The 21,342-nt window shown below is 65.1% G+C and carries 20 protein-coding genes; 2 read left to right on the plus strand and 18 right to left on the minus strand.

All coding sequences use genetic code 11. The annotated features are described in order from the left end of the window. Nucleotides 1-6 precede the first annotated feature (6 nt). Genes CSQ92_RS13380 through CSQ92_RS13455 form a run of 16 tightly spaced genes read right to left on the minus strand, consistent with a single transcriptional unit; the run spans nt 7 to nt 17,188 of the window. The gene (locus tag CSQ92_RS13380) at nt 7-999 is read right to left on the minus strand and encodes a porin (protein ID WP_099394327.1); all 993 of its coding nucleotides are present in this window, start codon (nt 997-999) and stop codon (nt 7-9) included. Nucleotides 1,000-1,055: 56 nt separating this feature from the next. Then, the gene (locus CSQ92_RS13385; RefSeq protein ID WP_070260619.1) at nt 1,056-1,916 is read right to left on the minus strand and encodes an ABC transporter permease; all 861 of its coding nucleotides are present in this window, start codon (nt 1,914-1,916) and stop codon (nt 1,056-1,058) included. Further along, nucleotides 1,913-2,770 (minus strand): ABC transporter ATP-binding protein, encoded by an 858-nt coding sequence (locus CSQ92_RS13390; RefSeq protein WP_092606353.1) that lies wholly within the window; start codon nt 2,768-2,770, stop codon nt 1,913-1,915. The genes CSQ92_RS13385 and CSQ92_RS13390 overlap by 4 nt, the downstream gene beginning before the upstream one ends. Continuing rightward, a complete protein-coding gene (locus CSQ92_RS13395; protein WP_081345932.1) occupies nt 2,763-3,815 on the minus strand; it encodes an ABC transporter substrate-binding protein in 1,053 nt (350 codons plus the stop codon). The genes CSQ92_RS13390 and CSQ92_RS13395 overlap by 8 nt, the downstream gene beginning before the upstream one ends. A gap of 37 nt (nt 3,816-3,852) precedes the next feature. Then, entirely contained in the window at nt 3,853-4,905 is a 1,053-nt protein-coding gene (locus CSQ92_RS13400; RefSeq protein WP_070260613.1) for an ABC transporter ATP-binding protein, read from the minus strand. A gap of 11 nt (nt 4,906-4,916) precedes the next feature. Next, nucleotides 4,917-7,100 (minus strand): ABC transporter permease, encoded by a 2,184-nt coding sequence (locus CSQ92_RS13405; protein WP_180277008.1) that lies wholly within the window; start codon nt 7,098-7,100, stop codon nt 4,917-4,919. Nucleotides 7,101-7,114: 14 nt separating this feature from the next. Next, nucleotides 7,115-8,188, minus strand: coding sequence for an ABC transporter substrate-binding protein (locus CSQ92_RS13410; RefSeq protein WP_099394330.1), 1,074 nt, complete (start codon nt 8,186-8,188; stop codon nt 7,115-7,117). A 53-nt stretch (nt 8,189-8,241) separates the two neighbouring features. Beyond that, on the minus strand, nt 8,242-8,550 hold the full coding sequence (locus tag CSQ92_RS13415; RefSeq protein ID WP_070260607.1) for a (2Fe-2S) ferredoxin domain-containing protein: 309 nt from the start codon (nt 8,548-8,550) through the stop codon (nt 8,242-8,244). After that, entirely contained in the window at nt 8,547-9,218 is a 672-nt protein-coding gene (leuD, locus tag CSQ92_RS13420) for a 3-isopropylmalate dehydratase small subunit (protein WP_092606357.1), read from the minus strand. The genes CSQ92_RS13415 and leuD overlap by 4 nt, the downstream gene beginning before the upstream one ends. 14 nt (nt 9,219-9,232) lie before the next feature. Next, nucleotides 9,233-11,335, minus strand: coding sequence for a 3-isopropylmalate dehydratase large subunit (locus CSQ92_RS13425; protein ID WP_099394331.1), 2,103 nt, complete (start codon nt 11,333-11,335; stop codon nt 9,233-9,235). Then, nucleotides 11,332-12,525 carry an MFS transporter gene (locus tag CSQ92_RS13430; RefSeq protein ID WP_099394332.1) on the minus strand — a complete coding sequence of 398 codons (1,194 nt, stop codon included), beginning with the start codon at nt 12,523-12,525 and terminating at the stop codon, nt 11,332-11,334. Before CSQ92_RS13430 ends, CSQ92_RS13425 begins: the two co-directional genes overlap by 4 nt. After that, nucleotides 12,522-13,238 (minus strand): L-threonylcarbamoyladenylate synthase, encoded by a 717-nt coding sequence (locus CSQ92_RS13435; RefSeq protein ID WP_070260599.1) that lies wholly within the window; start codon nt 13,236-13,238, stop codon nt 12,522-12,524. The genes CSQ92_RS13430 and CSQ92_RS13435 overlap by 4 nt, the downstream gene beginning before the upstream one ends. 20 nt (nt 13,239-13,258) lie before the next feature. Beyond that, nucleotides 13,259-14,002, minus strand: coding sequence for a TenA family transcriptional regulator (locus tag CSQ92_RS13440; protein ID WP_180277009.1), 744 nt, complete (start codon nt 14,000-14,002; stop codon nt 13,259-13,261). 1 nt (nt 14,003) lies between these two features. Further along, complete coding sequence (locus tag CSQ92_RS13445) at nt 14,004-15,212, minus strand: amidohydrolase family protein (protein WP_070260595.1); 1,209 nt, start codon at nt 15,210-15,212, stop codon at nt 14,004-14,006. 27 nt (nt 15,213-15,239) lie between these two features. Next, the gene (locus CSQ92_RS13450; RefSeq protein ID WP_092606365.1) at nt 15,240-15,932 is read right to left on the minus strand and encodes a Sua5/YciO/YrdC/YwlC family protein; all 693 of its coding nucleotides are present in this window, start codon (nt 15,930-15,932) and stop codon (nt 15,240-15,242) included. A gap of 32 nt (nt 15,933-15,964) precedes the next feature. Next, a complete protein-coding gene (locus CSQ92_RS13455; protein ID WP_180277010.1) occupies nt 15,965-17,188 on the minus strand; it encodes a homocitrate synthase/isopropylmalate synthase family protein in 1,224 nt (407 codons plus the stop codon). 361 nt (nt 17,189-17,549) lie between these two features. On the opposite strand from CSQ92_RS13455, the gene CSQ92_RS13460 reads away from it, so the two are divergent. Further along, entirely contained in the window at nt 17,550-18,659 is a 1,110-nt protein-coding gene (locus tag CSQ92_RS13460) for a citrate/2-methylcitrate synthase (protein WP_099394335.1), read from the plus strand. Between the two features lie 46 nt (nt 18,660-18,705). On the opposite strand, the gene CSQ92_RS13465 is transcribed toward CSQ92_RS13460, so the two are convergent. Together CSQ92_RS13465 and CSQ92_RS13470 are read right to left on the minus strand one after the other, a co-directional pair. Continuing rightward, the gene (locus CSQ92_RS13465; RefSeq protein ID WP_099394336.1) at nt 18,706-19,245 is read right to left on the minus strand and encodes a YbhB/YbcL family Raf kinase inhibitor-like protein; all 540 of its coding nucleotides are present in this window, start codon (nt 19,243-19,245) and stop codon (nt 18,706-18,708) included. Nucleotides 19,246-19,327: 82 nt separating this feature from the next. Then, nucleotides 19,328-20,170 carry a helix-turn-helix transcriptional regulator gene (locus CSQ92_RS13470; protein WP_180277011.1) on the minus strand — a complete coding sequence of 281 codons (843 nt, stop codon included), beginning with the start codon at nt 20,168-20,170 and terminating at the stop codon, nt 19,328-19,330. Between the two features lie 456 nt (nt 20,171-20,626). Between CSQ92_RS13470 and CSQ92_RS13480 the strand changes: the two genes are divergently transcribed. Continuing rightward, nucleotides 20,627-21,337: a LuxR family transcriptional regulator gene (locus tag CSQ92_RS13480; RefSeq protein WP_070260582.1), complete on the plus strand. Its 711-nt coding sequence runs from the start codon at nt 20,627-20,629 to the stop codon at nt 21,335-21,337. Nucleotides 21,338-21,342: the final 5 nt, after the last annotated feature.

The following is a 21,342-nucleotide window of genomic DNA, read 5'->3' on the forward strand; positions in this document are numbered from 1 at the left end:
GCCGCCTCAAAAGAAGTGGCGGATTCCCGCATTGAACAGGCGGTCGGTGTCGCCGTTGCGCGCGGCGTTGTATTTGGCGGCGCGGCCATTGTGCGTCTGCGAGTACGAGGTATACAGATTGGTCCGCCGCGACAGCGCATAGCTGTAGCCAAGGGCGAACTGGCCGGCATTGCCGCCAGCCTTGCCGCTATCCCATTTGCGGATGTAATCGGCCAGCAGCAGCGAGGCGCCGAACGGCACGCTCACGCCGAGCAGCAGGTCGCGCGTGTCCAGGCCGGCGCTGTCGGTGTTGCGCGCCGCGCCCGCGTGCAGCTTCAGCGCGCCCGCGTCGTACACGCCGCCCAGCATGATGGTGCTGGCACTGGCGCGCGTGCTGGCGCTGTCCTGGTCGACATAGGCCAGCGCCAGCGCCAACGGGCCACGCGCGTAGCTGGCGCTGGCGCCAAGCTGGCGGCCGGCCGCCAGGCTGCCGGGCTGTTCGCCGAATCCCCACGACAGCTGCGCGCTCATGCCACCCAGCTCCGGCGTCGTGTAGCTGAGATTGTTGTTGACGCGCTTGCCACTCACATTGAACAGACGGCTGGCATCGCCCGCCATATTGATGTGGAAGGGATCAAAACTGTCGAGCACCTCGGCGCTGACCGTGTATTTCCGGCCCAGCTTGAGCATGCCGAAATCGCTCCCCAGGGCGACCCAGGACTGGCGCCCGAAGAGTACCCCCCCCTGGTCGATGCCGCCGGTATCGGCCAGAATACCGTTCTCAAGCACAAAGCTGGCGACCAGGCCGCCGCCGAGCGCTTCGCTGCCCTTGATGCCGATGCGGCTGCTGCTCTGGCCGCCGCTGCTCAGGCGCGTGACGGTTCCTCCCCCGCTGCCATCATTTTCCAGATTCAGGCCCATGTCCATGAGGCCGTAGAGTTTCAGTTCGCCGCTGGTGGCGGCGCTGTGCCAGCCCAGCGCCGCCACCAGCGCCAGCAGGATGCCTGTCTTTTTTTTCATGAAATCGTTACCAGTCCTATGTAATGAATCGATCAGATCACCGCCTGTGCAGCTCTTCAGCGCCAGCGCAGCAAATACTCCTGCACCTGGTGGATCAGCCCCGACAACATGACGCCGATCAGTACCAGCACGCTCAGCGTCGCCATCATGGCGGCCGCGTCGCCCCGTCCCTGCGCCTCGATGATCAGGCGTCCCAGTCCCCGTTCGGAACCGATGAATTCGCCCACGATGACGCCGATCAGCGCAAACGACACGCTGGGCACCAGCGAGGCGAAGACCCATTCCAGCGTGGACGGAATGACAGTGCGGGTCATCACCTGCCAGTTCGTCGCGCCCAGCACGCGCGCCACATGGACCAGGTCGCGCTGCACCTGCCGCGCGCCGCCGAAGGTGTTAAAGAACACCACGAAGAAGACGATCAGCCAGGCCGTGAGGATCTTGGATGCATCGCCCAGGCCAAAAATGAGCACGATCAGCGGCACCAGCGCGATGCGCGGCACCGAGTTGAAGCCGACGATGTAAGGGTCGAAGACGCTGGCCCAGAAAGGCGAGCGGCCCAGCAGCAGGCCGACGACGAATCCCGTGCTCACGCCCAGCGCAAAGCCCCAGAAGGTATTGCGCAGCGTGGCGGAAATGGCGGCCAGCAGATTATTGTCGGTAGCGCTGAAGCAGGCCGCCACCGCCCCGGCACGCCCCAGCAGCAGCTGGCCTTCCTCGTCCGTCATGCACGCCATGTGGCTCAGCTTGTCCAGCACTCCCGTGGGCGTGGAAATGAAGTAGGGATCGATGAAGCTGGGCACCAGCCACGGCAGCTTCGGCTGCAGGCTGAAGCCCCACTGCCACACTGTCAGCAGGATCAGCAGCACGGCGATGCGCCAGAACCAGACGGAATGCCAGGTATAGCGGCTCAGTGTCATGTCGCCTCTCCCTTGTTGAATTCCTCGCCCAGCGAATGCCAGATGCGTGCGAACAGGGCGCTGTATTCCGGCAATTCGCGCACCGATAGCGCGTCGCGCGGGCGTGGCAGCCTGACGTCGAAGATTTCCTTGATGCGGCCGGGCCGCGCCGACAGCACGACGATACGGTCCGACAGCGTAATGGCCTCGCCCAGATCATGCGTGATGAAAACCACCGTCTGCTGCTCGGCTTGCCAAAGTTCGAGCAGCAGCTTGTGCATCTCGAACTTGGTATGCGTATCGAGCGCGCCAAATGGCTCGTCCATGAGGAGGATGCTGGGGCGCATGATCAGCGTACGCATCAGGGACACGCGCTGGCGCATGCCGCCCGACAGCATCTTGGGAAAGGCGCGTTCAAATCCCTGCAGGCCGATGCGTTCGATGGCCTCGGCCACCCGCCTGCGCCGTTCCGGCTTGGGAATGCCGGCCAGCTCCAGACCCAGGCCGATATTGTCGGCGACGCTGCGCCAGGGGTAGCAGTTGTCGCTCTGGAAGACATAGCCCAGCTCGCGCATCATGTCGCTCGACGACAGGCTGACACCGTCGACCAGCACGTCGCCTGCCGTCCGCTCGAGCACGCCCGACAGCATGTTCAGGATGGTGCTTTTGCCCGAGCCGGACGGGCCGATCAGCGAGACGAACTCGCCCTTGGCGATCGATAGCGAGAGGTTGTCGACGACGCGCACGGGCCGCGCGTTGAGGGTGAAGTCGCGCGTCAGTCCGCGCAATTCCAGGCGCGGCTGCGCCGTTTCGGGCACCAGCCGCAACTGCGGTCCGGGCAGCGCTTCATGCAGGGGTTGTAATGTGCTAGCCATATTTGCGCCTACTCAGGTGAAGGAAAGACAGGTCGGTGACGTCCGCGTAGCGGATCGGCTTGATGCCAGTGCCTGGACGGAACCAGATGGGCGCGCCGTTGGCAAAGGCGGCGGCATCGGTTTCACCGTCGTAGCTGGCCGTGCGCTTGAAGGCATCGAGTTCCAGCACGGCCGTATCGGCGCGCGTTTCACGCAGCTGCCTGACGCCGACTTCCTGCCATATCTGCGCGCTGCTGCTGCGGCGTATCCAGTGCAGCGCGCGCACCATGCCATTGACATATGCCTGCACCAGTTGCGGATACCGGTCGATCGTCGATTGCAGCGCATAGGCGCATGTCACCGGCAGGGGGCCGCCGAAATAGCGGTTCCAGCTGGCGTCGTCGGACACGTCAAAGATGGTCTTGCCAAAACCGCCGCGCTCGGCCTCGATCTGCCAGGCGGCCGGCGCGACGATGGCGTCGAACTGGCCGCTGCGCAGGCCGCCGAGCATGGTCAGCGTGACGCCGCCGGACACCAGATTCAGCTTGTTGGCGGCGCCGATCTGCTCGAACAGGTAGCTGGCATACACATACTGGCCGCCACCCAGGGTCGCCACGGCCACGATGGGACGTGCGCGGTCCGGCCGGCGGTAGTCGGCCAGCGCCTGCAAGGTGGTGATGCCTTTCTCGTACAGGTCGCTGCGCACCACCACGTTGGTATACGGACAGCGGCGGTCGATCGCCAGCAGTATCTTGGCCGGGCGGCCCCGGTTGGCCAGCTGGATCGGATGCGTGCTGTCGCCCAGGCCGAAGCTGACCTGGCCACCGGCGACGATGTCGCGCAGCTTGGTCCCGCCATCGGACGACATGAGGCGGAAATCGAGGCCCTCCTCGCGCATGTACTGCTGGGTCAAGGCGACCATGTGCGGCAGGTAGTTCACGATGTAGGCGGGGTGCCCGGCCAGCACGGGGGCCAGCGGCGCCGCCGCGGCCGTGCGCGCCGGCCAGGCGGCGGCACCGCCTGCCAACAGGCCCAGCCGGGCAAGCATAGTTCGTCGGTTCATCATGCGAAAGTCCTTCTCTGAAATTGGGGGGGGACGCCGCCTACGCGGCCAGCAGCGCCATGGAACTCGTGTCGAGCATGACCGTGACCGGCATGCCCGGCGCCAGGCCGGCTTGCGGCGCCGCATGCACCAGCCACGGGCCGAACGCGGTGCGCAATTCGATCTCCAGCAAGCCACCGAGAAAGGTGACGCTGGTGATCTCGGCAGCCACGCCGCCCGCCTGGCCCGCGCCCGCAAGACGCAGCGCCTGCGGCCGCATGGCCAGTTGCACCGGCCCCGGCGCCTGGCCGCAATGGGGCAGGCGCAGCTCCAGGCCGCCCATGCAGACTCTTCCCAGCGCACCTTCGATGGCCATCAGGCGACCCGGCGCAAGGTTGCAGTCGCCCAGGAAGGTGGCGACGAAAGCGTCGCGCGGCGCGCGGTAGATGCCCTGCGGCGTGCTGGCCTGCGCCACCTTGCCGCGATGCATGAGCACCACCTGGTCCGAAATGGCCAGCGCCTCGGCCTGGTCGTGGGTGACGTACACCACGGTCAGCTGCAAGCGCTGCTGCAATTCGCGGATTTCCTTGCGCAACATGCGGCGCAGCTGCGTATCCAGATTCGACAGCGGTTCGTCGAACAGCAGCACCTCCGGCTCGAGCACCAGCGCGCGGGCGATGGCCACGCGCTGCTGCTGGCCGCCGGACAGCTCGGACGGCCAGCGCCGCGCATACGCATCGAGTCCCGTCAGCGCCAGGCCGGCCATGGCGCGCTCCTGCACCTCGGCCTTGGGACGCCCCGCCAGGCGCAAGCCGTAGGCGACGTTGTCGAACACGCTCATGTGCGGGAACAGGGCGTAGCTCTGGAACACCATGGTGACGTTGCGCCCGGCCGCGCCGACATGCGTGACATCGCGGCCACCGATGAGAATCCGGCCTGCCGAGGCGAGTTCCAGCCCCGCCAGCATGCGCAGCATCGTGGTCTTGCCGCAGCCCGATGGCCCCAGCAAGGTCGTCAGCGATCCGGCCTCGATCGTCAACGACACGTCATCCACGGCGGTGACCGTGCCGTAGCGCTTCGAGACGCCCTGCAATTGAATCTGTGCTGCTGCCATCGTGCTGCTCCTCAGGAAACATGGATAGGGATACCACCGGGGCCGGCAGCCGGCCCCGCGCGGCGGCGGCCGGCCAGGCGCTGCACCACGGCCACGACCACCAGGCTGAGTCCGATCAGCAGCGTGCTGTAGGCCACCGCCAGTCCGTAATCGCCATTGATGACGCGATTGATGATGAACGTGGTCGCCAGCTCGTGGCCGGCAGAGACCAGGAAAATGACGGCCGTGATGGTGGTCATGGCGCGCACGAAGCCATAGATCAGGCTGCCGGTGAGCGCCTGGCGCAGCAAGGGCAGCTCGATGCGCAGCAGGGTCTGCCAATTGCTGGCGCCGAGGGTCAGCGACGCCTCGCCCAGGCTGCGTTCGACCTGCGCCAGTGCCGCCACCGTGGTCTGCACCAGCACGGGCAGGTTGCGGCACAGCAGGCAGATGACGATGATGGCCGCGCCGCCCGTCAGCTCCAGGGGCGGACCGTTAAAGCTCAGCACATACGCCACGCCGATCACCGTGCCCGGCACCGCCAGCGGCAGGAAACTGAATGCCTCGAACAGGCGCTTGCCGGGAAACTGCTGGCGGCTGATGACCCAGCCGGCCAGCAGGCCAAGCACCGCGCCCAGCGGTGCCACCAGCAACGCCATGCCCAGCGTGCCGAGCAGGCTTTCCCAGGCCACGCCCGTCAGGGGATCGGCCGCGCCAGGGGTCACACCGAACGCGTTCAGGTAATGCACCATGCTGGGCCGGTAGTCGCGCCCCCAGTTGACGACAAAACCGCCCACCAGCACCAGCATGAAAACCAGCAGCGTCAGCGCGCTCCACAGGATGGCCGCGCTCCCGCAGGCCCGTTGCAGGCTCACCGGTAGCGGCGCATGGCGCGTGGCGGCGCCCTTGCCGCCGATGGTGGCGTAGGAAGCCTTGCCCAGCACGCGCCGCTGCAGCCACAGCGCCACCAGCGTCAACCCCAGGAGCAATGCCGACAGGCTGGCCGCGCGGCCGACATCCTGCTGCGCGCCAACGATGGCAAAAAAGATATCGGTGGCCAACACTTCAGTATTGCCGCCAAGCAGGATGGGATTGCCGAAATCGGTCAGCGATTCGACGAAGCAAATCAGGAAGGCGCTGGTCAGACCCGGCTTGGCCAGCGGCAAGGTAATGCTGAAGAAGCGCTGATACGGCCCCGCCCGCAAGGTCTGCGCCGCCTCGTCGAGCGCCGGCGAAATACCCTCGACCACGCCGCGCAGGACCAGGCAGGCAACCGGCGTGAACGTGAACAACTGCGCCAGCAAGATGCCCTGTACGCCATAGATCCAGCGCCCGGGCACGATGCCGAACCAGCTTTCCAGCAGGGTGTTGAACAGCCCGGAACGGCCAAACAGCAGGATGAATGCCAGGCCGACCACGAAAGGCGGGGCGATCAGCGGCAGGACCGACAGCCATTGCACCACGCGCGCCAGCGGTCCGCGCACGCGGGCCATCTGCAGCGCCAGCGCGAAGCCGACAAGCGTACACAGCAGTGCAGACACGGCGGCGATGAACAGCGTGGTCCAGACCGTGCCGCAGCGTCCCGCGCCGGTCAGGCAGGCGCCGCTCCACAGATAGCCGCTGTAGAGCAGTCGCAGCGGCGCGGTCCAGGCATGCCCGCCACGGCCATCATCGAATGCATGCGAGAGCATGGCGGCGGTCGGCACCAGCGTAAACACCCCTACGAGCAGGCTGATCGACAATACCGTGCCGGCCACGAACGCGTCGCCGCCGAAATAGCCGCGCTGGCTCAGGCCCAGCGCCAGGCAGGACAGCAGACTGGCCGCGCACGCCAGCTGGCCAGGCCCCATGCTGGCCCCGCTGGCGGCAAAAGCGCACAGGCCAAGCCACAGCAAGCCGGCAGCGCCCGCCAACAGCAGTGCCACGGCGGTCGGACGACGGCGCCACGCGGCCCAGCCCAGCAGCAATGGCAGCAGCAGCGACGGCAGCGCGCCGCCATCACGCGACTGCAACAGCAGCACCGCGCCGGCCATGCTGACCGGCTCGCCCAACAGCAAGGCCGGGGGTAGCAGCCAGCGTCCATCGGACTGCGCATGCCAGGGCAACAGACAGGCACCGAGCAGACCGAGCAGAACCCAGTACCAGCAGGACGCAATGCGGTGCCGGCCGGCGCCGCCGGCCGTGGCGCTCGCCGTGTTCACATCAGAAACAGCCATGGCGCGATATCCTGTCATTGGGCACTGGCAACATCTTTATTCCAGCGTCCCAGCAGCAAGGCATGCTGTTCGCGGGAGCCGAATTTGGCGTAGTCGTAGTCGAGGAACTTCGCCTTGGCCAGGTCCGGCATCCCGGGTGGCAGCTTGATGCCACGGTTGGCTGGCAGTGGATACTGCCTGAGCGAATATGGCAGGGCCTGCGCCTCCGCCCCCAGGGCCCAGTCATAGAACAGCCTGGCATTTGCCAGGTTGCGCGCATTGCGCAGGATCGCCATAGAGCCCGCCTCGGCCCCCGTGCCCTCGCAGGGCAGCGTATAGGCGACGGGAAAGCCGTTTTCGCGTTCCGTCATGACGCCGTGCAGCATCGCCACGCCGATGCTGGCCTCGCCGCGCGCGACAGCCTTCAGCGGACCGGCACCGCTGCGCGAATAGCTGGTGACCGAAGGATGCAGCTGCTGCAGGTAGCGAAAGGCGCCGTCTTCGCCGAACAGTTGGGCCATCGTGGCCAGCATCATGTAGGCCGTGCCGGACGAGGCGGGATTGGAAAGTTCGATCTCCCCCTTGTAGATGGGGTCGACCAGGTTCCGCCAGCACTGCGGCGGCGCGAGTTTTTTCTTCTTCAGCAATTCGGTGTTATACGCCAGCACCATCACGGCGCGGTACACGCCGACGCTGCGGTAGGCCGACTGCTCCGCCTGGATCAGGGACCAGGCGGCCAGCTGCGCGAGCTGCGGCGAGCGGTAGGTTTCCAGCAAGCCGTCCTGCGCCGCCTGCAGGAAGGAATCGCCTGAGCCGCCCCACCACAGGTCGCCCTTCGGATTGCCGGCCTCGCCCTTAATCTGCGCATACAGCTCGCCGGTGGGCTTTTGCACCACGCTCACCTTGACGCCGTGGCGCGCGCTGAAACCATTCGCCAGCGCCTGGCACATGGCCGCGTCCGGGTAGGCGCAATACAAGTTCAGCTGCCCTGCCGCCTGCGCGACCGCCGGCAGCGCCCACGCCATGCATGCCGCCAGCGCCACTGCCGCCGCGCCCAGTACGCGGCGCAGGCGCGCCGCCCGGCTTACTGCCAAGTTCGGAAATATCATTGCAATTGCCTCGCTAAGATAGGTGAATGGAAATGCATGCGCGACGCGGCGCGTCACACCAGCAGGCGCTCGACGACGCGGTGATGGATCAGGTGTTCATCGATGATCTCGTCGATGTCGCTGGCATCGAGATAGGTGTACCAGGTCGCTTCCGGATAGATCACCAGCACCGGGCCCAGCTCGCAGCGGTCCAGGCAACCGGCCTGGTTGATGCGCACCTGCTCCTGGCCCAGCATGCCCAGCGCGGCCAGGCGCTCCTTGGCATGCTGGCGCAGTTGGTCGGCACCGTGGTTGGCGCAGCAATCGCGCCCGCCGTCGCGCTGGTTGCAGCAGAAAAAGACGTGGTGGCGAAAGTGGCTCATGTCGCCTCCTGCGCCAGCGCGTCGGCCACGCACGCCTCACCCTGCTCCCAGCCCGGCTCGTACACCCATGGCCGGCGCGTCCGGTCGGCGGCGGCGAAACGGGCGATGGCGCCCGCATGCACCAGCGTTTCGGCGATTTCATCGGTTCCGCGCAGCAGGCGCGCCGCATCGTCCGGCTCGATGTCGAAGGTCAGCGAAAATTGCGCGCAGTTGATGCGCTGATGGTGCAGGTCTATGCTCAGGCGCAAGCCGCCGCCTGCCAGCCGTGCCGCCTCTGCCAGGCGCGCATAGCCGTCCGCGCTGACACGCGCCGGCAAGATGCCGTTGCGCACGCAGTTGCGCTGGAATATTTCGCCGAACCCGGGCGCCACGACGGCGCGGATGCCGAAGTCGGCCAGGGCCCAGGCCGCATGCTCGCGCGAGCTGCCGCAGCCGAAATTATCGGCGGCGATCAGGAACGTGGCGTGGCGGTGCTGCGGCTGGTTCAGCACGAAGGCAGGGTCGGGCACGCGCCCCTCCAGGTAGCGCCAGCGGGCGAACAGGCCCTGGCCCAGGCCGCGCCGGGAAGTGGTCACCAGTTCGGTTTGCGGAATGATGATGTCGGTGTCGATATTCGGCACCGCCAGCAGGGCGGCATGTCCGGATTCGATCAGAAAGCTGCGGTTCATCGATGCTCCTTTTCTCAGAAATTGATGCGGCTGCCGATGCCCAGCAACGCGCTCTTGTCGGCCAGGCCGGCGTAATCGCGGCTGGACTTTCCCAGACGCACATACATGTCCTGACGGCGGCTCAGCTCATAAATCATGTCCATCTCGGCCGTGACGACGGCCAGCCCGGAAAAGTGGTAGCTGCGCACGACGCCACGCGCCACCAGCTGCGGCGTGAAACGCTTGGAAAAACGCGTGAACGTGTCGTAGCTGCCAAAATCCTCGTTGCCATGCACGGGAAACACCTGCACGAACAATTCCGCCTGATGGCGCTTGAACCAGGCATTCCACGGCGCGATGCGGTGCAGCGTCAGTTGTGCGCCCAGGCGCGCGTCAGCCAAGTGGTCATGCGCCCCGCCTGCGGGCGCGCCCAGTTTCAGGTAGTCGAGGCGCGCCACCCAGCCCAGCAGCTGAGGCGCCTCGCGCAGCGGTACCGGCCCGCCGACGAAGACCTGCAGCCGCGCCGTTTCCAGCGCATGCCGGCCCAGCTTGTAGTTGTAGTCGAACGCTTCGAGCAGGAACAGCTGCGACGGCCAGGCGACGAAATGCGATTGCGAAGCGCGCGCGACACCGCCGTCAAGGTAGGCCAGCTGCACCCGTCCCACGGATGGCGGCGTGGCATCGGCGGCAGTGGCATCGGGCGCGTTGCCGCCCAGCGCCAGCAGCAGCACGGCCCAGGCGGCCACACGGCCAAGTGGCCCCAGCTGGCGCGGATCCGTCACCTTGCCCGTCAGCGCCGAAGCGGCGGCAACCGCCGGGCTCACGAGGTGCGTGCGTGCGCCGGCGCCCTGGCGGCCGATGAAATTGCGGTTGGAGGTCGACAGGCAGCGCTGTCCGGCGCCGACGAATTCCTGGTTCACGCTGGCGCACATCGAGCAGCCGGGCTGGCCCCAGCGAAAACCGGCCGCGCTCAGGATCGCATCGAGTCCCTCGCGCTCGGCGTCACGGCGCACCTGCTGAGAACCGGGCACCACAAAGGCGCGCACGCCGGCTGCCACCTGGCGTCCCCTGGCCAGCTCGGCCACCACGCGCAGGTCCGACAGGCGGCCATTCGTGCAGGAGCCGATGAACACCACATCGACCGGACGCGCCAGCAGGCGTTCGCCCGCCTGCAAGCCCATGTAGTCGAAGGCTACGCCGGCGCGCGCCGAATCGTCGGCGCCGATCACCGCGCCGATGTCGATCACCTGATCCGGATTGGTGCCCCAGGTGATCTGCGGCTGCAGGTCCGACACGTCGAGCAGCAGCTCGCGCTCGAAATGCGCCCCCGCATCGCTGGACAGCGCCGACCATTGCGCCAGCGCCGCCGCCAAGGCGGCATCGCCAGCGGGCCGGCCCAGCGCCGTGCGCACATACTCGAAGGTGATGCCGTCCGGTGCGATCAGGCCGATGCGCGCGCCCATCTCGATGGCCATATTGCACAGGGTGAAGCGGCCATCCATCGGCAATTGCCGCACGAAGCCGCCGGCAAATTCGATCGCGTGGCCGGTGGCGCCGCTGACCGTCAGCAGCTGGCACAGCTTGAGGATCACATCCTTCGCATACACCCCCGGCGCCAGCGCGCCTTCGAGCACCACGCGCAGATTGGCAGGCTTTTTCTGCACCAGGCTCTGTGTCGCCATCACGTGCTCGACTTCGCTCGTGCCGATGCCAAAGGCGACGCATCCGAGCGCGCCCAGGGTACAGGTATGCGAATCACCGCACACGGCCGTCATGCCGGGCAGCACCAGCCCCTGTTCCGGCGCCATCACATGCACGATGCCCTGGCGCGCATGGTCGACGGGGAAATGGCGCACGCCGAAGTGGCGGGTATTGGTCCGCGCATGCTCGAGCAGCTGCTGGCCCTGCGCAAAGCTGGCGCCGCTGCGCTCCGGCGCCGTCGAGACCACGTGGTCCTCGGTCGACACGGTCAGCTGGGGAAACGGCATGTCGCGCTGCTGCTCCAGCAGGCTGCTGAAGGCCTGCGGGCTGGTCACCTCGTGCAGCAGGTGGCGGTCGATGAACAGCAGGTCGTTGCCATCGTCGAAATGGGTGATCACGTGGCGCGCCCATATCTTGTCGAACAAAGTCAGGCTCATATGCGTTCTTCCTTGGTGAGGCGGGCGGCGCTGAAGGCCGGCGCCAGGTGGTGGCGGGCGCGCCGGCTGGCCCACAGCGTCGCCAGGCAAAGTACGGCCACGGCGGCCCAGCCCAGTGCCGGCAGGTACGCATACAGCGCGGGCAGCAGGAAGGCCGGCGGCAGGGACAGCAGCTCGGTGGCAAAGGCCATCGATCCCATGACCCTGGCGCGCTCGGGATGGTCCTCGACGGCGGTGCTGAACAAGGCCATGGCTGGCGGCAGCATCAGCGCGAAAGCCACCGTTTCAAGCACGAACAGCGCGGCAAAGCCGAGCGGCGCTTGCACCAGGCCCATCAGCAGAAGCGCAGCGCCCATGAACCACAGGCCGCCGTCGATCAGCGCGGCCTGGCCGACGCGCTGGCTGACATGGCCGGCCAGCGGCATCAGCAGCGTGGTCAGTACCGCCGATACCGCGAAAAACATGCCGACCCGCGACGCTTCCATCCCCAGCGCACCCGTCACATGCAAAGGCAGCAGAATCATCAGCGAGAAAAACAGCACGCGCCGCAGGCTTTGCGGGCTGTACAGGGCCAGCAGCATACCCAGCGCCGGACGTGGCCCGGCATGGCCCGCACGTGCCGCCACCGGCGCCAGCGCCACGCCGGCCAGCAGCATGGCAAGCAGCCCGACCAGCGCACCGGCGACGAAGATCGCCTGCAAGCCCAGCCAGTGCGCGATGGCGGCGCCGGCCAGCGGCCCAAGCAGAAAACCCAGGCCGAAGGCCGAACCGAAGCGGCCCATCAGCCGCACCCGCTGCTGCGAATCGACGCCCCGCGCATAACCTATCGCCAGGTCGTTCAGGGCGATCGCCAGCACGCCCTCGACCAGGCCCTCGATGAAGCGCAGCACGCCGAACTGCGCCAGCGAGCCAGCCCCCAGGTAGGCGGCGAACACCAGCGCGTACAGCAGAAAGGCGGCCATCACCGCGCGCCGGTGCCCCCAGCGCATGATCGCCGACGGGCTGAAGGCGCGCGAGCACAGCCGCCCCAGCACCAGCGTGGCGTACGGCACGCTGAGGGCGGCGACGCTGACGTCGTACTGCTTGAAGTAGATGGGCAGCACCGGCATGACGATGCCCATGCCGATGTTGGCCAGTACCGTCAGCAGCAGCAGCGCGGGAAAGCGCCATGCCTCCTTGTGCCGGTTCATGCGGCGCGTTCCCCGCGCTCGGCCACGCGCTGCGCCAGCACCTGCTGGTAGCGCGCGGTATCCGTCACCAGGTCGGGGAAGTACGGCTTCACCTTGTCGAGCCCCACCCAGCCGGCCCGCACCAGGTAGGGGCGGTCGAACGTGAGGTCGATGATGGTGTTGACGCGGTCCCCGCTGCCGGCCAGCTCCGCGGCCGTCGGCCCGGCATCGATGATCAGGTCGACCAGATGGCCGATGTCCTCGATGGCCTTGGCCAGGGGCACGAAGATATTGCCCTGCCCGGACAGATTGGCCGAGGTGGCCGCGATGGGCCCGTCGATCCCCTGCGTCAGCATGCGGAAGATCGGATGCGTGGTGCAGCTGATGGCCACACTGTGCAAGCCACAGGTAAGCTGGTCCGGAAACGGATACTTCTGCTTGAAGACGAATGAGATCTCCCCCGGCAGCAAATCGTCGAGCACGGCGTGGTTGAACCACTCGGGCAATTCGACATAGCGGCCCGCCACGGCAGGATGCGGCAGGCTCACCGGCAGCGGGCCGAACTTGACACGCTGCTTGACGGCGAAGATACGACTGACGGCAGCGGCGTTGGTGGCGTCGCAGATCAGGTTATAGTTGGTCGTCGTTGGCGAAATCACCAGCCCGCCGCGCTTGAGCACTTCGATGGCGCGCGGCAGGAAGTCTTCGTCCGACTTGACGATGGGAGCGATCATGGCAGTCTCCAGTGACGGGCTTAGCGGACCGCGCTGCGGTTGAGCAGCGAGGCATAGTAGTCATGCAGCTGCAGCCATGCATCGCAGATACGCTCGGTCACGGCCAGCGCGCGCTGGTCAAAACCGGCTACCTGCGGCGCATACTTGCGCACCAGCCGCACGCCTTCCTCGGCATGGTCGTCATCGGCATCGCTGTGCACGGTGAACCATTCGAGCTCGGCTTCGCTGTAGCCATATGCTTCGCGCAGCGCGGCCAGCATCTTGCCCACGCTCTCGCCCGACTGCGACTCAATGGCGTAGATCGCCAGCAGGCCGACGGCGAAATGCTCGTCGCGCATGATGCCGAGCAGTGTGTCGACGTAGCGCCGCACGGGTTCGGCCTGCGTGCCCGGGCCGAACTGGTCGGCGCCGACGCCGGAAGCCTCGGCAAAGCGGCGCATCAGGTTGTAATGGCTGTCGCTGCCGCAATTAATGCCCGTTTCCTCGGCCACCAGCTGTTCGATCATGAAATGGCGCACATCCTCGAACTGGGTCTTCGAATGAATAATGCTGAAGATCAAGTTCTGCGTGTAGACCTGGTGGTATTTCTGCAGCGCCCAGGCGGCCAGCGCCGCCCTGTCCGGCAAGCCGCGCTGCACGCTGCCGACGAACTGGTGGCGGCTGTAGCGTTTTTCATGCACGATCTGATTGCATTGCGCGATGACATCTTCGACCGGCAGCGGGGGGCGCACCCCGCTGTGGCCGGCGTTTGCGTGCAAGTCCATATCAATCCTTGAGGCCATAGAAGGCGGCGGCGTTGTCGTGCAATACCTGGCGCTTTTGAAGCAAGCTCAGGCCCACGTGGTCACGCATGAAATCGAATGACTGGCTCAGGCTCGCTTCGCCGTAATGCGTGTGGGGGAAGTCGAAGGCGCCGAGCACGCGGTCATCGCCGACGAGCTTCATAAATTCCGGCATGTAGTCGTAATCGCCCTCGAAGCCGAAATACACGGCATGTTCGCGCAGCACCGCCTCGGGCGACTTCTTGCCGGGCCATGGCTTGCATGCGGCCGTCGGCCACCAGTGCATCGCCCGCTCCAGAAACAGGCTGAAAAAGCGGGCATCGTGTTCGACGAACGATACTTTCAGGCGCGGGAAGCGGTCATAGATGCCGCCCGTAAAGATACTGATATACGCCCACCAGACGGACAGGTCGAAGGCGCCGAGGAAAATGCTGGACGGCGTCGTGCACTCGAAGGTCTGGCGCGGATTGGGCCAGCCGATATGCACGCAGACCGGCATGTTCATGTTTTGCGCTTCGCTCCAGAACGGGTCGAACAGCGGATCGTGCAGCATGCGTTCGCCGGCCGTCGGCAAGATCATCACCGCCGTGGCGCCCTTCTCCTTGGCATGGCGCATTTCCTGCACCGCCAGCTCGGGCGAGCGGATCGGCACCAGGGCGGCGAATTCGATCATGTCCGGCGCCTTCGAGCGCATTTCCGCCATCCAGTCATTCCAGGCACGCATCAGCGCCGCCTCGTAGACCAGGTCGTCGGTCAAGGTTTCCAGGAACAGCGTGGAAAACAGCACGGTGCGGTCCAGGCCCTGGTCGCGCATCAGCTGCGCGCGCGCCACCGGGTCGGTGCAAGCCTGGATCGGCACGGGCACCGGCTTGCGCTTGGCAAAGTCCATCTCGGCCGGTGTGCTCATGACGACGCCGCCATTGCCCTGGTTCTTCGGCACCAGGCGCCCGTCGATATACCAGGTCTTGTTGCGGCTCGGGCGCAGCGACACATGGGGATTGTCGATCACATGCGGGCGCCGATGCGCAAACTCCTCTGGCAGGTAGAGTTCCCAGCTGTCACCCACTTCCTGCACGTGGGAATCGGAATCGAATTGCTTGAAATCGAAGGGCGAGGTGTATTTCTTCCATTGCTGCTGCGCTGGCGCGGCGGCGGAGGGAAGCGGATGTGGACTGTTCAGTATCGTGCTCATGTACGGCTCCAAAGGGTTGAGTGGGAGTTAAGACTGTGCTTGCAGGGCCAGGAAACCGGGTTCGATAGCTTCCCAGTTCACACCGCGCCGCTTGAGCGACCAGTTGGTGAAGTTGACGATGGTGGTGGCGTTGCGCTCCGGATTGGCGTACTTGGAACGGCCATGGTCGATGGCGAAGTCGGCCGCCTCGCGCAATGTGGCGGGAATGTCCTCGAACTGGTAGATATTGCCTTGCGACGAGGGATTGGCCGACGATCCCACCACCAGCAAGCCGGCCGTGCGCAGGCGGGCAATCACGTCTTCCAGGAAGGGCCCGACGTTGAGGAACACGGCAATGGTGCCGTTGGTAACAGTCTGGCCATAGACCCACGGCGACAGCTTGCCCAGCAGCTTGCTGTGCGGATTGACGGGCAACACCACCGCCAGCGTCGTCTCGGCGGCGGTGGCGGCGATCCAGTCGCCGATGACATCGTTGGGTACCAGGGCGACTTCGCGCAGGATGTCGAGGTTGCCGATGACGATGCAGGGATTGGTGTGGACCCTGCCCTTGGCTTCGTACATCTTGCGGATGGCGCGCTCCGAGTGGCCCAGCAGGCCGTAGCCGATGTCGCCCTTGAGCAAGACCAGGCTGCCGGCGGCAAAGGCATCGCAGCTGGCCCGCACGTCGTGCTCGGTGTGGGCCGTGCCGCTGTCTTCATAGTGCATGGAATGTGCATTCATGGTGTGGAGGATTTCGCTAGGAGACTGCCGGCTTACAGCACCGCCAGCGGGGATTCGGCGTCGCTGCGCTCGCCGCCACGGGTGGCCGGGCGGGTGGACACTTCGGACAGCAGCCGGTATTTCTCCACCAGCAGCTGGGCGTCGTTGTAGCTGGCCACGTCGTCTTCGCTCATGATGGCCGTGTACACCGCGTCGAGCACCGCCGAACTGACCTGCTTGACACCGGCGCGCATCAGGCGCTGGCGCAGGATATTGCGGCCGCTGTGGCGGCCGATCACGGTCTTCGACTCGGCGCCGAAGTTCTCCGCGCGCATGAATTCATACGTGAAGCGGTACTTCATCACGCCTTGCTGGTGCATGCCGGCCTCCGTGGCGAAGGCGTTGCGGCCGATGATGGGCTTGTGCAGCGGCACGCTCAACTGCAGGTAGTCGGCCACCAGCAGGCAGCTGTCGAGCAGGCGGTGGGTGACGATATCGTGGGTACAGTGCAGCTGGTCGCTCTTGTAGGTCAGCGCGGCGACCAGTTCTTCCATGCTGGCATTGCCGGCGCGTTCGCCGATGCCGCACATGGTCGTTTGTACCTCGTCGGCGCCCGCTTCGATGCCGGCCAGGGAGTTGGCGACGGCCAGGCCCAGATCGTTGTGGCAATGCGATGAAATGCGCAGGTCCGGACCGACAAATTCGCGCAGCTGGCGCACCAGCGCATAGTATTCCGCCGGCAGGCAGCAGCCGACGGTGTCGGGCACGGCGATGGCCGTGATGCCGTGCGCAATGCCTTCGCTGATCAGCTGCTTCATGAAGGCCATGTCGCCGCGGGTGGCGTCTTCCAGCGCCAGCGAGATGTCGCGGAAACCGACGGCCTTCGCATGTTCGATGGCCTCGATCGCTTCACGGATGATCTGTTCGCGGGTGACGCCGCGCTTGTACTTGATATGAATATCCGAACCGACCGAGGCCAGCTCGATCTGCGGATGACTGGCATCGCTCATCGACTTGGCGCAGGCATCGATGTCTTCCTTGACGGCCCGCGCAAAGCCGCACGGCGTGGCCCGCGACAGGATGCGGCAGATCTCGCGGGTCGCTTCGAAATCGACCGGCGACGAGGCCGGGAAGCCCGTCTCGATGGTGTTGACGCCCAGGTGCTCGCTCGCTTCGGCGATCTTGATCTTCTGGTCGATCGCCAGGGCGTAGCCCGGCGCCTGTTCACCGTCGCGCAGCGTGGTGTCGAAAATGTTCACATGCCTTAATAGATTCATGTCCATCGTCTGTCCTATGAAAAAACACTAAGGGTGGCGCTGCCACTCGGGGACCGCCGCCTTGGCTGTCGGCCACGGCACACCAGCGAGCTTGCAAGACCGTTCTGCGGGAAGCGCGACGCCTGGATTTGACCTGGCACAAACGTTTCCTTGCGATAAAGACTACCGGAATCATGCAGGCGCGAAACCTGTCCGCCTCCTCACCTGTGGGCGCCCGCAGCTGTTGAGAGGAACAGCTAGTGTCGGCGCCTGCCGCTTGCTAAGGTGGCATGGCTGACTGAGGTCAACAGCGCAACGCGGGCGGCAGGAAGCGCTTTCGCACGAGGCCGGCGAGACCGGTAATTCTTAACAAGGGAGCGATATGGAGCTGCACATAGGATTGGAAAACATCGCGATTGCCAACAGCGCAATCAGCTATGCGAACGGTGAAAAGGGTGAATTGATCTACCGCGGCTACTGGGCCGGCGAACTGGCACTGGATAAATCGTATGAAGAAGTGCTGCACCTGATACTGTTCGGTACCCTGCCGGATGCCGCCGAGCTGGCGCAGCTGCGCGCCAGGCTCGAAGCGCTGCGCGTGCTCGACAGTGCTACGTCTGCGATGATCGCGGCCCTGCCGGCGCAGGCCAGCGACATGGCCGCCCTGCGCGCCGTGCTGTCCTGCCAGCCCATTGCCGGCGCCGACTGGCCGCCGACGCTGGACCAGGCGCTGGCCATCTTTGCCATCGCGCCGACGGTGATCGCGCACCGCTACCGCCTGAGCCAGAAGCTGGCGCCGGTGGCCCCGCGCGCCGGCCTGTCGCACATTGAAAACTATTTGTACATGCTGAGCGGCAAAGTACCGGATCCGGACTTCGCGCGCGCGCTGTCCGCCTATCTGATCCTGTGCATCGACCACGACACCAACGCGTCCACGTTCGCGGCGCGGGTGGTGGCCTCGACCCAGGCCGATATCGTCTCGGCGGTCTGCGCCGCGATCGGTGCGCTGATTGGCCCGCTACATGGCGGCGCGCCGTCCAAGGTCGACGACCTGCTCGACGAGATCGGCAGCGCGGACCAGGCGCAGCGGGTCATCAGCGGCAAGCTGGAAAGAGGCGAACGCCTGATGGGTTTCGGACACCGCGTCTACAAGACCTGGGATCCGCGCGCGGCGGTGCTGAAGAAAGTGGCCACCAGCCTGCACGGCAAAGACCCCCTGCTCGACCTGAGCCTGGCAGTGGAAAAGACCGCCGTGGCCCTGCTGGAACAACACAAGCCGGGGCGCAACCTGTACCCGAACGTGGAGTTCTGGGCCGCCGCCGTGCTGCGCGCCGTCGGCGTGCCGAAGACCCTGTACACGCCGACCTTTTGCTGTACCCGCATCGCCGGCTGGTGCGCGCATGTGCTGGAACAGGCGCAGGACAACCGCCTGATCCGGCCCAAAGCCGTCTACATTGGCGGACGTCCGGCCGCACCGGCGCAGCTGGACTGAGGCAGCCGCGGCGACATGGCGGTGCGGCGCACCGCCATGTGCGGCCTTAACGGCTATAGCTGGTGCGTAAGACAGCCGTGCCAAGACGATTGGCGCCAAGCATGAAACCGATCATGGCCGGCGACGCATCGACGGGCACGCCCAGTTTGTCCGTCTTCAAGGCATGCAGCGTGAAGATGTACTGGTGCGGCTTGTCGCCTGGTGGCGGGCAGGCGCCGCCGAAATCGTTGCTGCCGAAATCGTTGCGGGCCTGCTTGCTGCCGTCGGCCAGGCTCGCCTGCTTGCCGATGCCAGCCGGCAAGCCTGTCGCGCCAGCCGGAATGTCGTAGATGACCCAGTGCCACCAGCCGCTGCCGGTCGGCGCATCGGGATCAAAAACGGTGACGGCAAAGCTCTTGGTGCCTGCGGGCGCGTCGGCCCAGGACAGTTCCGGCGAGCGGTTGCCGCCGCTGCAGCCGAAACCGGCGTAGACCTGGGCATTGCCGAGCGGTGCGCCGGCCTGCAAGTCCCGGCTTTTCAACTCGAATGCCTGCGTGCCCGAACACACACCTGCGGAGAACAACATCATGAATAGCAGCTTGCGCATCTTACCTCCGGTTATGTTAAACAACGCAGGAAGTGTAGGCCAGGCCAGCAAGCCGAAACGCTCGATATGCATCGCCAATCGCTCAGGCGCCCGCCACGGCGGAAGGGTCGACGCCGAAACGCCTGGCGAAGGCGCGCGAAAAGCTGGGCACGGAACGATAGCCGCAGGCGCCCGCCACTGCCTTGACGGGCCGGCGCGTGGTCTGCAGCAGCGCCAGGCCCGCATGCAGGCGCACATCGAGCAGCAGCGCGCGGAACGAGGTGCCTTCCTCGTGCAAATGGCGCCGCAAGGTGGCACTGCTCATCTGCAGCTGCTGTTCCACGTGTGCCGACTTCCAGTCCTGCGCGGGCGCCGCGGCGATCATCAGGCGCACGCGCGCGGCGGTGGACGGATCGTGGGCCATGAGAAAAGCCCTGTGGCCCAGGCGCGCCAGCGCCACCAGCAGGCCCAGCGCCAGGTAATCGGTCATCAGCGGGTCTTGCGCATCCGCTTCCAGATAGGCGCGCAGGGGCATCACGATGGCTTCGAGCGCGCCGACCGAGATGCTGGCGGCGTGCGCGGGCCCGCTACCGGCGCCGGCGTGCGGACCGAGCAGGCTGCGCGCCAGTTCCACCACATGCCAGGGAAACGCCAATGCCAGGGCGCGGTAGGGGCCATCGCGATCCGGCGTGTTTTCCACGTCAAATTGCAAGGCGCGGTGGACCAGCAGGAAATCGCCGGCGCCGCAGTCGAACTGCACATCGCCGCAGCGCAGGCCTTTTTTGCCTTGCAGCGGCACCAGCAGCAACGGCATGTCGCACGCCACGGCCTGCAGGCGGTAGGCATGCGCCGCCACGATGGTGACCGTAGCACTGGCAGCGCCGTCAAAACGCGCCGCCAGGGGATCGAGGGGCTGCGATAACAGCCAGGACAGATCGGAATGCACGTGCCTCCCTGATGAAATATGCGGGCGATTTCCCCGGCGGGAATGCGCACCATCGGAAATGCGCCGCCATTGCATGCATTGCAATTTACACGAAATATCACAATAAGGAAATATTATCCCTATATACGCCACGGCCAGTCGCTGCGCAAATTGGTATTAGCCGATGCCGCCCATTATATTGCCAGCCCCGCAGGGAAAGATATTCGCGCACAGCCACATGCGCCACTCCGGTGGAAACTGAAATAAATACAGTGTTTTATTTAATAACATAAATTCCGATACAAAATATTGAATTTTGAAAAGAACAACATCTAAAATTTGATAAATTACAGCAAGATAAATCAGAAGCACAGCGGCGCCACGCTTTTGAACAATATCGTTGCGTATCAAATACAGCAAATGGATGTCAAGATAGTTAATAATTAAATATTATATTTATTGAGAAAGAGTTTCTATATGCTTCAGCCTCTGAGTAAATTTGAAAATTTGTTGCAATGCAAAAGCTTTGCCGATTTACACAAGAAAACCTCGGGTATCGTGCAAGAACTGGGATTTGAGCATTTTCTGTTTGGCTTGCGCATGGAAATAGTCGGACAGCCAACGGAAGACTTCGTGCTGAGCGGCTACCCCGAGCGGTGGTGGGAAGCCTACCAGGAGCATGATTTCGACCGCATCGATCCCATCGTCGCGCACTGTAAGACCAGCCACCGCCCGTTACTGTGGGAACGCGAACAGTATTCGAATGCGTATGCGGCGGCCATGTTTGAAGAAGCCGCCATGTTTGGCATCCGCAGCGGCGTCAGCGTGCCTTTGCACGGCAGCGTGCGCCGCGAATTCGGCCTGCTCAGCCTGGCTTCCGACGATGCCTGCATCGATGGCTACACGGAACAGATCCTGGGCCAAAGCCAGCTGCTGGCCAGCTTCCTGTACGAAGCCGTACAAAAAATTGCCGCAAAACAGCTCAACGTCCTCTCCCCCACCCTCACGCCGCGCGAGCATGAATGCATACGCTGGGCCGCAGCTGGCAAATCGACGTGGGAAATCTCATGCATCCTGAAGACGTCGGAACGCACCATCTACTTCCACATCTGCAATGTGATGGCCAAATTGAATGTCGTCAATCGGCAACAGGCGATCGCCAAAGGCATGGCGCTGGGACTGATCTGAGCCAT

The organism is Janthinobacterium sp. BJB446 (assembly GCF_002735655.1).
GTDB lineage: Bacteria > Pseudomonadota > Gammaproteobacteria > Burkholderiales > Burkholderiaceae_D > Janthinobacterium > Janthinobacterium lividum.

Excerpts from the sequence above, each read along its gene's own strand:
- CSQ92_RS13410 (WP_099394330.1), bottom strand. The coding sequence starts at position 8,188 with ATGATATTTCCGAACTTGGCAGTAAGCCGGGCGGCGCGCCTGCGCCGC.
- CSQ92_RS13445 (WP_070260595.1), bottom strand. The coding sequence starts at position 15,212 with ATGAGCACGATACTGAACAGTCCACATCCGCTTCCCTCCGCCGCCGCG.
- CSQ92_RS13465 (WP_099394336.1), bottom strand. The coding sequence starts at position 19,245 with ATGCGCAAGCTGCTATTCATGATGTTGTTCTCCGCAGGTGTGTGTTCG.
- CSQ92_RS13435 (WP_070260599.1), bottom strand. The coding sequence starts at position 13,238 with ATGATCGCTCCCATCGTCAAGTCGGACGAAGACTTCCTGCCGCGCGCC.
- CSQ92_RS13455 (WP_180277010.1), bottom strand. The coding sequence starts at position 17,188 with ATGAATCTATTAAGGCATGTGAACATTTTCGACACCACGCTGCGCGAC.
- leuD (WP_092606357.1), bottom strand. The coding sequence starts at position 9,218 with ATGAACCGCAGCTTTCTGATCGAATCCGGACATGCCGCCCTGCTGGCG.
- CSQ92_RS13430 (WP_099394332.1), bottom strand. The coding sequence starts at position 12,525 with ATGAACCGGCACAAGGAGGCATGGCGCTTTCCCGCGCTGCTGCTGCTG.
- CSQ92_RS13480 (WP_070260582.1), top strand. The coding sequence starts at position 20,627 with ATGCTTCAGCCTCTGAGTAAATTTGAAAATTTGTTGCAATGCAAAAGC.
- CSQ92_RS13440 (WP_180277009.1), bottom strand. The coding sequence starts at position 14,002 with ATGGACTTGCACGCAAACGCCGGCCACAGCGGGGTGCGCCCCCCGCTG.
- CSQ92_RS13450 (WP_092606365.1), bottom strand. The coding sequence starts at position 15,932 with ATGAATGCACATTCCATGCACTATGAAGACAGCGGCACGGCCCACACC.
- CSQ92_RS13390 (WP_092606353.1), bottom strand. The coding sequence starts at position 2,770 with ATGGCTAGCACATTACAACCCCTGCATGAAGCGCTGCCCGGACCGCAG.
- CSQ92_RS13425 (WP_099394331.1), bottom strand. The coding sequence starts at position 11,335 with ATGAGCCTGACTTTGTTCGACAAGATATGGGCGCGCCACGTGATCACC.
- CSQ92_RS13415 (WP_070260607.1), bottom strand. The coding sequence starts at position 8,550 with ATGAGCCACTTTCGCCACCACGTCTTTTTCTGCTGCAACCAGCGCGAC.
- CSQ92_RS13400 (WP_070260613.1), bottom strand. The coding sequence starts at position 4,905 with ATGGCAGCAGCACAGATTCAATTGCAGGGCGTCTCGAAGCGCTACGGC.
- CSQ92_RS13460 (WP_099394335.1), top strand. The coding sequence starts at position 17,550 with ATGGAGCTGCACATAGGATTGGAAAACATCGCGATTGCCAACAGCGCA.
- CSQ92_RS13385 (WP_070260619.1), bottom strand. The coding sequence starts at position 1,916 with ATGACACTGAGCCGCTATACCTGGCATTCCGTCTGGTTCTGGCGCATC.
- CSQ92_RS13395 (WP_081345932.1), bottom strand. The coding sequence starts at position 3,815 with ATGATGAACCGACGAACTATGCTTGCCCGGCTGGGCCTGTTGGCAGGC.
- CSQ92_RS13405 (WP_180277008.1), bottom strand. The coding sequence starts at position 7,100 with ATGGCTGTTTCTGATGTGAACACGGCGAGCGCCACGGCCGGCGGCGCC.
- CSQ92_RS13380 (WP_099394327.1), bottom strand. The coding sequence starts at position 999 with ATGAAAAAAAAGACAGGCATCCTGCTGGCGCTGGTGGCGGCGCTGGGC.